This window comes from Leadbettera azotonutricia ZAS-9 (assembly GCF_000214355.1).
GTDB lineage: Bacteria > Spirochaetota > Spirochaetia > Treponematales > Breznakiellaceae > Leadbettera > Leadbettera azotonutricia.
Map to the genome: position 1 here is coordinate 1732816 of NC_015577.1, position 13179 is coordinate 1745994.

Genomic DNA, 13179 nt, shown 5'->3' on the forward strand with positions numbered 1-13179 from the left:
CCCGGAAAGGGGGAGGAGGGTCAAGTTCCTGCGAACCTGGCTTTTTTAAGGATGATAACTAAAGAACATAGCGTTTGGCGGTAAACGGAACCCATTGGCTCTAAGCTTCACAATCATTGAATGAAAATCAGGGATAAGCCCCTTTTTATTTGCTTGAATCAGGACACCCAAAGTACCGGTGATTTCAAGCCCCAGGCTCATTGCAAACTGCCGGGCATGGGAATCATCCAGAATAATCAGGGAATTTTCCGTCTCCATGGCCAGGGCGATTGAACTAGATTCCCCAAGGTCTATGTATTAGTTGTAAACTGCTATTTTCTGGGTATCCTCTACAGCCTTGACCGTGATCCAGCTTGGCAACAGTTCTCCATATTCAGCGGCAATTTGCGGAGTGACGGTAACAGACTGATACACTTGCTGCAATACATCAAGCAATCCAATATTTGTCAGGCTGATCAAGCAGCTCGTGTCTGAGATAATAACCCGGCCTTCATAGGTATTTTTAGGCATTCTCCACTTCCATCCGTACATCATCCTCGGTCATGGTAATGATGGGAACATCATACTTAATGAGAAGCTCATGAAAGGTACGAAAGGTAAGCTGCATCTTTTATCTCCTTACCCTATAAGATAAAGCCCAATCCTTTCTCCTGTCAAGCAGACCCGCAAACTTAACTCTTTTAGGGATACGGCCAGATATGATACAATACGACCGGATAAGGAGAAAAGACAGATGAAAAGAGTTACCATCACCGGAGCGGCCGGTTTATTGGGTCCCTATGTGGTACAGCATTTTGTTGAGCAGGGTTATGATGTGCTCAGTACGGACATTAAAAAACCGGAGAAGCCCTTGTCCCGTTTTATGTTTGCCGATCTGAATAATCTTGGTGAATGTTACGATGTATTGGAGTCTGCGGATGCGGTAATACATTTAGCGGCTATTCCCGCGGCATACATGTTTCCCAATGATGTTACTTTCAGGAATAATACCGTGGCCGCTTATAATATTCTGGAAGCTGCGGCAGGCAGGGGCATCAAGAAGGCGGTTATTGCCTCCAGTGAGTGTATCTATGGGGTGGTAACGACTCGGAAGGGGCTGACCCCGGCCTACGTTCCCATGGACGAGGAACATCCCATCCTTCCCGAAGACGCCTACAGCCTCTCCAAAATTTGCAGTGAAGCTATTTCCGATACAATGTACCGCCGCAAGGGTATGCAGGTCGTCTCGTTCCGTCTCGGGAATGTGATCAGCAAGGAGAAATACCTTAATTTCCCCAATTTTATTCATAATCCCAAAGAACGGTTTATGATTCTCTGGAGTTATATTGACGCCCGGGATATCGCCACAGCCTGCCGCCTTGCTATCGAGAAGGATGGCCTTGGTTCGGTAAAACTGAATCTGGCAGCTGATGAAACAAGTATGGATATCACCACCGGAGAACTTTTAAAAGCCGAATTCCCCACAGTAACGGATATCCGCTGTCCCGTAGATGGGTACCATACCTTGTTGAGCAATGAAAAGGCAAAAAAAGTCCTGGGATGGAAGCCGGTGCACCACTGGCGGGATAATGTACCGAAAGTATAAGTATCCAAATCAGTATCTTCCTCCTGTTGGACTGATACCCTTTTTCCCCAGTTCCTTTGCTTTATGAGCTAGTGCGTTTGCTTCTTCCATGCCCGGAACTTCCATGGCATCCCATCCTGGATCAAGGCAGTTCCCGGGCCTGAACAACCTGAAATACCAGGGACTTTCGTCAACCAGGGGGGCAAGCTCCTCTATATCCTTTGCAGTGATAAAATTATTCGGCAAAGCCAAAGTACGGTATTCATGGGGGATCTGTGAACTTTTGATAAATTCCGCGCCATGCAGGAGTTTTTCAGAAACGGTAGGCGTGCTTTGCGGGTTTACCTCAGCCAGCAATTCAGCATAACGGGAAGGAGCAAGTTTTAAATCCAGTGCAATATAATCCGGCCTGGTTTCAGCGTCGCTGCAGATTTTTTCCAGCGCTGCAGGATTAGTACCATTAGTGTCAATTTTAACCGCAAGCCCCAAGCTTTTAATTTTCCGTATTACTTGAGGCAGCCCATAAAACAGCAGCGGTTCCCCGCCGCTTAAAACCACGCCGCCCAAAACCTGTTTGCGTTTTGAAATAAAGCCAAGGGCCTCTTCAATATCAATAAGCCCATCCTCTCCGCCGACAACAAGCTCCCTGTTATGGCACCAGGGGCAGCGCAAGTTGCATCCCGGAAAAAACAGAACCCCAGCCACTTTCCCCGGATAATCTACAAGACTCGTTTTCCGCAGAGATACTTTAATTTTAAACCGCTACCAGCCTGTCCAAAGCCGCGATGCCCTGGCTGTCCCAGGCCCTTTCGAGTTCCCGGCCTTCGCGGCTAAAGAGTATGGCCGTGGGGGTGGCGAAAACCTGATGTTCCGCCGCCCTGGCAATGCCGTCTTCCGTGTCGGCGTTCACGAGGTCAATTGGGATACCCAATTGGCCGGCGGCTGTTTTGGCCTGGGGACACGCAGGGCAGCTTGTCCGTACAAAAAGGAGAAGCCTGGCTTCGTCCCCTGCCGAAATAGCAGACGCCGCCGGTTCGGCGGAAACCGGGGAATGGGTCTGCTGGGTTTTTCCGGAACCAAGGGAAGCTTTTTCTGCAGAGAGGTAAGTCAGTTCACCGGCATTGATGCGGTAAAGCTTTCTTTCTCCGTACTCTTCGCGCTTCCCCTTGTTCCAGTTCCGTACGGATCGGTAATAACCTACGATACGGCTGTACACTTCCGTCGGCGTCCCTTCCACATGTGTAAGGGTCTCCCTCGCCGCCGCCAAATCCTTGTCAATTGCCTCAAGAGATCTCATTTTTTTCCGGCTCCTTTATATCTTTGCAAGCATTGCTGCTTCCCGTTCTTGCTCAAGCTTTGCTATACGCTGTTTGATTTCAGCTTCTTTTTCTGCCTTGCACTTGGGGCATGAAAAATGTTCGCCCTTTAAATAGCCGTGAACCGGGCACACCGAGAATGTGGGCGATATGGTGAAGTAGGGGATGCGGTAACGGTGGGCGATGGATTTTACCAGGTCCCGGCAGGTGCGCCAGTCCTCGACAGCTTCGCCGAGGAAGGTGTGGAAAACTGTGCCCCCCGTGTAGGCAGCCTGGAGGTTTTCCTGGAGATCCAGTGCGTCGAAAATATCTTCGGTTTCCATAACCGGAAGCTGGGTGGAATTGGTGTAGTAGGGTTCATCGGTACCGGCAGTGATGATGCGGGGGAACTGTTCCCTGTCGTGTTTGGCAAGGCGGTACGAGGTGGACTCCGCCGGCGTGGCTTCAAGGTTGAAAAGCTCGCTGGTCTCCTCCTGGAAGTCTGCCAGTTTTTTGCGCATAAATTGCAATACTGCCAGGGCAAAATCGCGGCCCTTTTCGTCCGCAATGGTAAGATCGGGGTTCAGGAAATTTTTGATGCACTCGTTCATGCCCACAAGGCCGATGGTGTTGAAGTGGCTGTCAAGGTTTTTAAGGTAGCGTTTGGTATAGGGGAAGAGGCCGTTTTCCAAAAGCCGGGAAACCACCTTGCGTTTTATGAGGAGGCTTTCTTTCGCCAGGCCCATGAGCTTTTCAAGGCGGCGGTAAAAATCTTTTTCGTCTTTTGCAAGGAAGCCTATGCGAGGGAGGTTGATGGTAACTACCCCCACGGAACCGGTGAGTTCGTCGGAACCGAAAAGGCCGCCGCCGCGCTTCCGCAGTTCCCGCTTGTCAAGCTGGAGGCGGCAGCACATGCTCCGCACGTCAGAAGGGTCCAGGTCGGAATTGACGAAGTTCTGGAAGTAGGGGGTGCCGTAGCGGGAAGTCATTTCAAAGAGGAGCCGGGCGTTGTCGCTCTCCCAGTCAAAATCGGCAGTGATATTATAGGTGGGTATGGGGTACTGGAAGCCCCGGCCTTCGGCGTCGCCCGCAAGCATGAGCTCGATGAAGATGCGGTTTACCCGGTTCATTTCTTCCTGGCATTCGCCGTAGGTAAAATCGGTTTCCCTGCCCCCTACCACGGCTTTTTTGTCCTTGAGGTCCGCGGGGCAGATCCAGTCCAGGGTGATGTTGGTAAAGGGCGCCTGGCTCCCCCAGCGGCTCGGGGTGTTCACGCCAAAGACAAAGCTTTGGAGGCACTGGGTAAGCTCCTTGTCGCTCAAATCATCAATTTTGACAAAGGGCGCCAGATAGGTGTCGAAGGAGGAGAAAGCCTGCGCCCCGGCCCATTCGTTCTGGAGGCAGCCCAGGAAATTCACGGCCTGCTGCATCAGGGTGCTGAGGTGTTTGGCAGGCTTGCTCGTGATCTTGTCCGCTACGCCCCCGAGGCCCTCGGCGATGAGCTGCCGCAGGGACCAGCCCGCGCAGTAGCCCGAGAACATGGAAAGGTCGTGGATATGGAAATCCGCGTTCCTGTGGGCAGAGGCAATTTCTTCGGGGTAGATATTTTTGAGCCAGTAATTGGCGGTAATACTCCCGGAATTGTGGAGTATGAGGCCCCCCAGGGAATAGTTGACGTTGGCGTTTTCGTTGACCCGCCAGTCCGACTGCTTGAGGTAGCCGTCCATGGTGGAATCTATGTCCAGCATGAGTTTTTTGGCGTCCCTCATGGCCTCGTGCCTGGCACGGTAAAGTATGTAGGCTTTGGCGGCTGCTGTTTCCTTGCCTTCGATAAGGGCTGTTTCCACCAGATCCTGGATCTCCTCGATAGCCGGGATCGAATGGGGATGGCGGTCGCTCATCATCTCTTCGATGAGGAATTCCACCCTGGAGGTAATTGCCTCTTGCCTTTCCTCAGCCTTGACGCTTCCCACGGCAGCAAAGGCTTTGCCAATAGCGTTTTTTATCTTTTCGCGGTCATACTCCTCGATTTCGCCTGATCGCTTCACCACATTCTTAATCAATTTTGCTAATCCTTCTCCATTTTCTGTATTTCGTGCACAAATTCGTCCAAATCTTCAAAATGCCGGTACACCGAGGCAAAACGAATGTAGGCTACCCTGTCCAAAGCCCTAAGCTTCTCCAAAACCAGGTCGCCTATCACCCCTGCGTCTATCTCATGGTTCACTTTGCCCAAAATGGCAGCCTGATCCTCGATTTCGTTGACCAGGCTTTCGATGCCCATGGGCGAAACCGGGCGCTTTTCCACAGCCCGTTCCACGCCCCGCTCGATCTTGCGCCTGTCAAAAGGCTCCCGCCTTCCGTCCTTCTTTACCACCATGAACTGCTTGTCCTCTATGCGTTCATAGCTGGTAAAGCGGTATCCGCAGGCATTGCATTCCCTGCGGCGCCGTATGGCGTCACCATTGGCCAGGGTCCTGGATTCTATCACTTTGTCGTCAAAATTGCCGCAATGAGGGCAGCGCATCTAGTGTCACCTCATATATATCATCGGTATATAGCGCCGCACAGATAGCGGGTTTTTCTCAACCCTTTCAGCATAACACGCTATAGATTGTGTCGCAAGAGGAAAAAGCCCGAATTTTCGAATTTCATATGAAATTATTAAAAAACGTAAGGGACTGCTATTTTAGGCATCTGGCGTTGTCCCGAGATATAGGCTATACTGCAAGCTCAAGGAGCACATATGGCTAAATTCGCATTTATCGGCGCCGGGAGCTTCGGCTTCACCAGGGGGTTGGTTAAGGATATCCTTTCTTTCGACGCCTTCAAGGATGCCACTATCGCACTCATGGACATCAATGACGAGAGGCTGGCGTACATCACCAGGGCAGTGGAAAAGATCATAAAGGCCGGGAACTATGCGGCCAAGGTCGTCTCCACCAAGAGCAGGGCGGAGGCCCTCGCAGGGGCCGACGGCGTGCTTTGCACCATACTTAACGGCGACGTGGACGTGTGGCGCTATGACATTGAAATCCCCAAGGAATTCGGGGTGGACATCAACGTGGGCGACACCCGGGGGCCTTCGGGCATATTCAGGGCCCTCCGCACCATCCCGGTGATGCTGGATATTTGCAAGGACATTGAAAAGTACTGCCCCAACGCAACCTTCCTCAACTACACCAACCCCATGGCCATGCTTTGCCGTGCCATGCAAAGCAAATTCCCCAAATTGAGGATTTCGGGCCTCTGCCACAGCGTGCAGGGGACTGCGGAAATGCTTGCCAAGTGGATAGGCGCCGACCCTGGCGACATCAGCTTTACCTGCGCCGGCATCAACCACCAGGCTTTTTACCTGGATTATCGCTGGAAGGGCGTCGACGCCTACCCCAGGATCAGGGAAGCCCTGAAAGACCCGAAAGTCTACAATGAGGAAATCGTGCGGAACGAGATGTACCTGCTCCTGGATTACTATCCTACCGAATCTTCGGGGCACAACTCGGAATACAACGCATGGTTCCGCAAGCGGCCCGACCTGATTGAGAAATTCTGCATCCCGGGCACAGGGTGGAACCCCGGCGCCTATGCCTATATCCTCAAGGAATACGAGAACCGCAAGGGCACCTGGAAGAAGGATTGGGACGAATGGCTTGCGAACCCCGAGGTGGATCTGAAGCGGGGCCATGAATACGCGGCCTATATATTCAATGCCGTTTTCGGGGACAAGACCCTTTTCAAATTCAACGGGAATGTGCTGAACAAGGGTTTTATCGACAACCTCCCCCAGGATGCCTGCGTGGAAGTGCCGGTGCTGGCTTCCCCCCACGGGCTTGAGGCCATCAAGGTGGGGAAGCTCCCCAACCAGCTCGCGGCCCTGGTGCATACCTCGGCAATCTGCGAGGAGCTTGCAGTGGACGGCTCCCTCACAGGGGATCCCCGCAAGGTGTACCAGGCCATTGCATTCGATCCCCTGACTTCGGCAGTCCTGGGCATACATGAAATCAAGGATATGACCGAAAAGATGCTCCTCCGGAACAAGGATTACCTTCCCCAATTTTCAACTTATACGGTTGGCAAATAAAGGATGAGGATAGGCGTAGATACCTTTGCCTGCGACAGCGGGAAATCGGCAGTTGGGTCATACCTGATACAGCTCCTCAAACGCATCCCTCCGTCGGGGGCGAATTATGAGCTTTTCGGCTATGATTATGACCGTTTTGCCTACAGCGAAGCGGCGCCGAATATGGAATTCATCCCCCGGTGCTCGGTGAATGGCAAGATCGCCAATTCACTGTGGCATATTTTCAAGTACCCCGAATTCGTGCAGAGCCGAGGCTGGGATGCTTGTTTTTTCCCTGCCGCCCATAAAAGGCTCCCCTATAAATCCCCATGCCCCTCCATCGGCGCTGTCCACGATATGGCAGCCTGGTGGGGTTCCCACAAAACCCGACAGCAGCTTGACGTGGTAATCCGCATGATGCTCCCCAACTCGCTGCGCCATCTTGACCGGATTATAGCGGTTTCGCAGTGGGTCAAGGAGGAGCTTGTGGAGCATGCGGGGGTAAAGGAATCCCGCATCGAGGTAGTGCCCAACGGCATTGATCTTGCTGCCTTTCATCCCCGCCCCAGGGGCGAGGAAAGCGTAGTCCTCATCCAGCCTTTCAGCTTCAGGCGGCCCTATGTGCTCTATGCATCCCGCCTGGAGCATCCCCTTAAAAACCACGTGCGCCTTATCAAAGCCTTTGGCATTTTCAAGGAAAGGACCAAATACCCCCACAGGCTGGTGCTTGCTGGCGCGGACAGCCACGGAGCCGAAGCGATTAAGAAAGCGGCGTCAGAAAGCAAATACCGGAACGACATATTTTTTACCGGACATTTCCCCTCGTCAAGCCTCCCGGAACTTTACGCCGGCGCCGACATGGTAGTCATGCCCTCCATGCACGAAGGCTTCGGCATGGGCGTCCTCGAAGCCATGGCGTCAGGGGTTCCTGTGGTCTGCGCCAGGGCAGCATCCCTTCCCGAAACCGCCGAGCACGCGGCCCTTTATTTTGATCCCTTGCTGGTCGAGGATATGGCTGACCGCATGGTTACCATGACCACCAACCGCGACATCTATCGCGAAAGCGTGCGCCTTGGCCTGGAGCGTGCTCAGAATTTTTCCTGGGATCGCTGCGCCGAGAAGACTTTGCAGATTATTCAGGATACTGCAGGGCATTGACGGGAGGTTCAAGGTGAGACTTCATGACCGCAAACCGGATATCGAAAACCTCTACAAGGTTTTAAGAAAGGAGAAGCCCCCGCGGCCGACCCTTTTCGAGCTTTTTATGAACCGCCCCCTTTACGAAAGGCTTGCCGGGAGGGAACTTCCCAAAACAGGGGACCCTGCCCTGGAAAATCTGAAGCTCGTGGTGGAAGCTTACGCGGCCGCAGGCTACGATTATGCCACTGCCCACGGAAGCGATTTCTTTTTCGATTCCAACCGCCGCCAGGAAAAAAAGACCATATCCCTTAACGAAGGTTTTGTCATTGCCGACGAAGCCTCTTATGAATCCTACAAATGGCCCGAACCGGAGGATTTTGATTTCTCCCGGCTCGAAAAAATACGCCCTTTTCTCCCCGAAGGCATGAAGCTCATGTGCATGGGCCCCGGCGGGGTGCTTGAGAATGTCATCACCCTCACCGGGTACGACAACCTCTGCCTCATGCTCTATGACAGCCCCGATCTGGTCAAGGCAATTTTCGATCATGTCGGGGAGCGGCTCCTCAAATACTACGAGATTGCCCTGCAGTACGATACCGTGGGCCTCCTCATGTCCAACGACGATTGGGGCTTCAAGACCCAGACCTTCCTCGCCCCCGAGGACATGCGGAAGTACGTTTTCCCCTGGCACAAAAAATATGTTGACCTGGCACACAAACACAATATACCCGCAGCCCTCCATTCCTGCGGTTACTTCGGCGAAGTAATGGAAGACACCATTGCGTACATGGGCTTCGACGGCAAGCACTCCTACGAGGACACCATCCTTCCGGTGGAGGATTCCTACGAAAAGTGGCAGGGTCGCATCGCCATCCTTGGGGGCATAGGCGTCGATTTCGTGATTCAGAAATCCGAGGAAGAGATTACCGCCCGCTGCAGGGCCATGCTCCAGCGCGCCGAGGGCAGGGGAGGCTACGCCCTGGGCACAGGCAACAGCGTTCCGGAATATATACCCCAGGATCATTTTATTGCCCTGCTTAAATCGGCGCTGGAGTATTAGAGCCTGTGCATCCTAATGGGCGGAAAAGTTCGATTTGCTCTGCTGTTCGAGCTGGTTCTTCCTGAGCATTTTATTGAGGATACGGTAAAGGTCATTTCGGTCTTGTCGTGGGTGCCATTGCCGCCCATAATGCCGGTATCATCGAATTCTGCTCCTTTGAAGCCGGAAGCATAAAAGCGCATTTGGATAATATGTCTTCGGAGCCAATGCAAATCCTTCTTGGCGGCATTTGCGGACATAACGGCGGATATATTTTCTGCTGCAGGGTATATGCTATCAAGCTTAATGCTGAAAACATGAACGAATCGGATCTTTCATGGTCTTTGGCAGGCGGAATCGCGGGCCTCAATTATTCATACGCCTCGATAAAGCACTGTTATTCTGCCCCCGGCGGCAATACCCCGCAAACCAGTGTTATAGAAAGTTCCGTAGTATCCACCGGGTCGGGCAATATTAGTATGTCCGGTGGTATTGCCGGCATGTCTTCCAGCGCCTGGATCGTTAACTGCTGGAGCAGCGCAAAAATTGTATCCGATCCTTTATCTGGCGCAGGAGGCGGCATAGCTGCATTTTTGTCCACGCCCAATATTATCCAAAAATGCGTCGCCCTGAACGATGAAATTTCCGGGAAAGTCCTGGGGAGAATTGTCGGGGCAAACATAAGCGGCGAAGTTTCAACTATTACCGAGGTCTTCGGTAATAAGAATATGATCCTGAGCCCTGGATCAAATACCAGCGGGGGAATTAATTCTCCCCTGGTATCAATTGCGGACCGGAAAAAATATTACTGGTAGTATACTACCGGAGGGTGGCAGCTAGTGCATCCCGACTTTTTGGAGACCGCTAAACCTGAGAGAAACCCCTGGGTATGGTATGAAACCGATCTGGTGCCCTACCTTTATTGGGAACCTGTTTGGCAATGAACTTTGCCATGGAGATAATTTTATGAACAAATTAGGTATTTTTTGCATGTTGGTTATTCTTTCACTGCCTGTCCATGCCCAGACCGGCGTGCAATTCAATTGGTCTCTTGCCCTTTTGAATCAAAGAAACAATTCTTCAATCTCAATTGAAAAACCTGTTCCCATGAAATGTACGCATTACGGCGGGATATCTCCCGCCTTGACGAGAAGCCCGAACAGCCTGTCTATATGGGAGGTACTTTTCGGGGAACCGACTTTTCCATAGAGGGCATTATGTTTTCAGGCGTCGATGTTTATGTCAAAACAGTCAGCATCAGCCATTAAATCAAGCCAAATCACATTCACCGGCTGCGTATCTTAAAGGGATTAATCGATTTTTCCAGGTTTTCTACGCCGTATTTGATGTTATCGGCACCCATCACCATGGCCTCGGAATTTCCCGACAGGGACTTGGCGCCAACGTCGCACTTGCTGACTTTCTCGTCCACCTCGCCGCTCAGTGCAGTGAGATCCCGGCAGGCTGCCGCAGCTTCCGCAGCGCCGGCCTTCATGGCGGCCGCGCCTTCTTCCACATTCCGCGTGATGGCATTGATGGCCTCAATCGACGAAAGAAGCTGCCCCGAGCCTATGCTCTGCTCTTCGGTGGCGTTTTTCAGATTATCCGTAACTTCCTCGACCTGGTGTATCATATCGATCATGCCGTCAAAGGATTCCACTACATGGAAGGCGCTTTCAGCAATTTCCTTGATATGCTTCTGTATGGAAACAAGAGCCTCTTTTGAACTTTTGGATTGCCGGGCCGTGGTCTCGGCAAGCTTGCGTATTTCCTGGGCCACAACGGCAAAACCCCTGCCTGCCTCGCCGGCATGGGCCGCCTCGATGGCGGCGTTCATGGAGAGTAGGTTGGTCTGGGTAGCCACATTGGCAATCACCTGGTTCATTTCGACAAGGGAAAGGGATTCTTTTTCCACCGTCCGTGCCGCTTCAGCGGTTTCGGAAAGGCGCTTCTTTTGTTCTTCCGAGGAATTCACCAGTTCGATGATGCGGTTGTTTGCCTGGGTGGTGCTGTTCTCTATCGAATGAATATTGGCCACCATTTCCTCAATGGCCGACGAGGCGCCGGAAATCTGGCTCACCTGATCCCGTATTTTCCTGTCAAGGTTTTCGATACCGTTCATTACGCCGGTAACCGACACCTCGGTTTTTGCAATGGAGTGGTTCTCGCGTTCAACATTGCTGCGTATCTGATTCACCTCTCCGGTTACGGCGGCAATGGTTCCCTTTGTTTCAACAACAGAGTCCGCCAGATCTTCGGCAACCTTGCGGAGACTTGAGGCGGAGTCCTTGATTTCCCACATGAGAGTACTGATACCATTAGCGAAACTGTTAAAACCGCCTGAAAGGGCAGATGCTTCCAGGGAAGAAAAATCGGGAGACGAAACGGTAAGATCCCCGGAGGAAATCGCGCTGAAAGAAACCACAAGCTGCCTGAAAGGCCGTGTAAGGATGGTAGTTATAAAAACGGCAATCGCGCTTGCCACGAGGGCGAGAATCAGAACCGCGACAATAACGATCCTCAAAAGCCTCAGAGCAGTGGCGCGGAGGGAGGTGAGTGATCCGATAGAAACCAGGAACCATTCGGTCCCTGCCACTGGGGAAGAACTGATATATTCGTTGCTATGGAAAGAGACCGTCTGCGAAGCGGAGAATATTTCGTTTCTGTTAAGGTCTTTGATTTCGTCAAAGATGTTTTTTTCAAGCACATAATCCGCATTTTCATGCACAATGTATATTCCCGATGAGTCGATAAGCACTGTGCTGCCGTCTTCGGTAATTTTCCTCGACGTTACAATCTCCGATATGATATCAAGAAAAACATCCACCGCCATGACCCCGGTGATTTTTCCCGCTGAATCAGCGGCTGTTTTGGAGACGGTAATGACCGTGCGGTGGGTTTCTGCGTCAACATAGGGGTCAACCAGGACTGTGGTTCCCGGTTTTGCCATAGCCGCCTTGTACCAGGGCCGGTCCGGCGGGTCCCAATCGGAGTCAGGAACCCAGCCCCCGGCATCGATATAATAACCATTGGGGGCATACATGGATTCCAATGTGCCGTAGTAAAGATCAAAAACATCAGGCACAGTTTCCATTATATTAACCATCATGTCATTCATGATTTCATGATCATCAATGTTATTGACAATGGCCGCAGTATTGGTAACCATATCCGTGAAGGGAGTGATAGCATGCAGCAAATCCGCATTAAGATATTGCATGGTAACGGAAGCAACACTTTTAATATTGTCTTCTGTCATGCGGCTGATATTGTTCATGAAAATTGCCGTTATGGCGGCGGATATGATCAATACAAGGCTAAGGCACAGAATCGAAATCTGCACAACCAAAGGAAAATGTCCTTTCTTCATACCCGCTCCTTTCAACAGTCCAACGCCCAAGACTACATCCTGAATATAGCAGTATCGTACGGAAATGTCGAGTGGCACACCGTATTCCACTGCCTTTTGACTTTATCCATCCCCCGGCTTATACTAAAGCATGAGTAAATTACAAATTGGCGTTTTGGTTGGCAGTTTACGGAAGGAATCTTTTTCCAAAAAAACCGCCTTGTACGTTTCGAGCCTGATGCCCGATACCTTTGACATGAAGCCGCTGGAAATCGGCAATCTGGCAATGTTCAATCAGGATTACGATGACGAGGGGAAGACCCCCGGGGAATGGACCACCTTTCGCGAGGAAGTCCGCGCACTGGACGGGGTGCTGCTGGTAAGCCCGGAGTATAACCGCTCCATTCCCCCGGTGATAAAAAATGCCCTGGACATTGCTTCCCGCCCCTACGGGAAAAACGCATGGAGCGGCAAACCCGGCGGCATCATAAGCGTTTCTCCGGGAAAGCTGGGCGGCTTTGGCGCCAACCATCAACTGCGCCAGGCGGTGGTTTTTCTGAATATTTTTTTGCTCCAGCAGCCCGAAGCCTACATCGGCGACATTGCTTCTCTTTTTGACGAGAAGGGAGGGATAAGCAACCAGGGAACAGCGGATTTTCTGCGGATATACGCCGATGCTTTTGCGCAGTGGGTGTTGAAATTCAGGGGATAAAAGCAAGCAGGGGTCCGTTG

At 51.9% G+C, this 13179-nt stretch carries 13 protein-coding genes and 1 pseudogene; 7 read left to right on the plus strand and 7 right to left on the minus strand.

Features of this window, described 5'->3' with window-relative positions; all coding sequences use genetic code 11:
* Nucleotides 1-45 precede the first annotated feature (45 nt).
* Together TREAZ_RS18820 and TREAZ_RS18350 are read right to left on the minus strand one after the other, a co-directional pair.
* Nucleotides 46-534: pseudogene (locus tag TREAZ_RS18820) on the minus strand (PIN domain-containing protein).
* Nucleotides 503-607: a UPF0175 family protein gene (locus TREAZ_RS18350; protein ID WP_215904887.1), complete on the minus strand. Its 105-nt coding sequence runs from the start codon at nt 605-607 to the stop codon at nt 503-505. Before TREAZ_RS18350 ends, TREAZ_RS18820 begins: the two are co-directional and overlap by 32 nt.
* 126 nt (nt 608-733) lie before the next feature.
* Here TREAZ_RS18350 and TREAZ_RS07455 point away from each other — a divergent pair, with 126 nt between their 5' ends.
* Nucleotides 734-1585, plus strand: coding sequence for an NAD-dependent epimerase/dehydratase family protein (locus TREAZ_RS07455; protein ID WP_015711216.1), 852 nt, complete (start codon nt 734-736; stop codon nt 1583-1585).
* A gap of 9 nt (nt 1586-1594) precedes the next feature.
* On the opposite strand, the gene TREAZ_RS07460 is transcribed toward TREAZ_RS07455, so the two are convergent.
* The 4 genes from TREAZ_RS07460 to nrdR are packed head-to-tail and all read right to left on the minus strand — an operon-like array spanning nt 1595 to nt 5386.
* A complete protein-coding gene (locus TREAZ_RS07460) occupies nt 1595-2317 on the minus strand; it encodes an anaerobic ribonucleoside-triphosphate reductase activating protein (RefSeq protein WP_043922981.1) in 723 nt (240 codons plus the stop codon).
* 1 nt (nt 2318) lies between these two features.
* Entirely contained in the window at nt 2319-2861 is a 543-nt protein-coding gene (nrdD, locus tag TREAZ_RS07465) for an anaerobic ribonucleoside-triphosphate reductase (RefSeq protein WP_043922982.1), read from the minus strand.
* Between the two features lie 15 nt (nt 2862-2876).
* Nucleotides 2877-4922, minus strand: a complete 2046-nt coding sequence (locus TREAZ_RS07470; RefSeq protein WP_015711218.1) for a ribonucleoside triphosphate reductase — start codon at nt 4920-4922, stop codon at nt 2877-2879.
* A 5-nt stretch (nt 4923-4927) separates the two neighbouring features.
* Nucleotides 4928-5386, minus strand: a complete 459-nt coding sequence (nrdR, locus tag TREAZ_RS07475) for a transcriptional regulator NrdR (protein WP_015711219.1) — start codon at nt 5384-5386, stop codon at nt 4928-4930.
* Between the two features lie 219 nt (nt 5387-5605).
* On the opposite strand from nrdR, the gene melA reads away from it, so the two are divergent.
* From melA to TREAZ_RS18230, 5 genes are all read left to right on the plus strand, one after another.
* On the plus strand, nt 5606-6940 hold the full coding sequence (gene melA, locus TREAZ_RS07480; RefSeq protein ID WP_015711220.1) for an alpha-galactosidase: 1335 nt from the start codon (nt 5606-5608) through the stop codon (nt 6938-6940).
* A gap of 3 nt (nt 6941-6943) precedes the next feature.
* A complete protein-coding gene (locus TREAZ_RS07485) occupies nt 6944-8077 on the plus strand; it encodes a glycosyltransferase family 4 protein (RefSeq protein ID WP_015711221.1) in 1134 nt (377 codons plus the stop codon).
* 13 nt (nt 8078-8090) lie between these two features.
* Nucleotides 8091-9119 (plus strand): uroporphyrinogen decarboxylase family protein, encoded by a 1029-nt coding sequence (locus TREAZ_RS07490; RefSeq protein ID WP_015711222.1) that lies wholly within the window; start codon nt 8091-8093, stop codon nt 9117-9119.
* Nucleotides 9120-9226: 107 nt separating this feature from the next.
* The gene (locus TREAZ_RS07495) at nt 9227-9913 is read left to right on the plus strand and encodes a hypothetical protein (protein ID WP_015711223.1); all 687 of its coding nucleotides are present in this window, start codon (nt 9227-9229) and stop codon (nt 9911-9913) included.
* A 297-nt stretch (nt 9914-10210) separates the two neighbouring features.
* Entirely contained in the window at nt 10211-10366 is a 156-nt protein-coding gene (locus TREAZ_RS18230) for a hypothetical protein (protein WP_015711224.1), read from the plus strand.
* Between the two features lie 17 nt (nt 10367-10383).
* Here the strand turns inward: TREAZ_RS18230 and TREAZ_RS07500 are convergent, their stop codons facing one another.
* On the minus strand, nt 10384-12468 hold the full coding sequence (locus TREAZ_RS07500; RefSeq protein ID WP_015711225.1) for a methyl-accepting chemotaxis protein: 2085 nt from the start codon (nt 12466-12468) through the stop codon (nt 10384-10386).
* 130 nt (nt 12469-12598) lie between these two features.
* Here TREAZ_RS07500 and TREAZ_RS07505 point away from each other — a divergent pair, with 130 nt between their 5' ends.
* Nucleotides 12599-13159: an NADPH-dependent FMN reductase gene (locus tag TREAZ_RS07505; protein WP_015711226.1), complete on the plus strand. Its 561-nt coding sequence runs from the start codon at nt 12599-12601 to the stop codon at nt 13157-13159.
* Nucleotides 13160-13179: the final 20 nt, after the last annotated feature.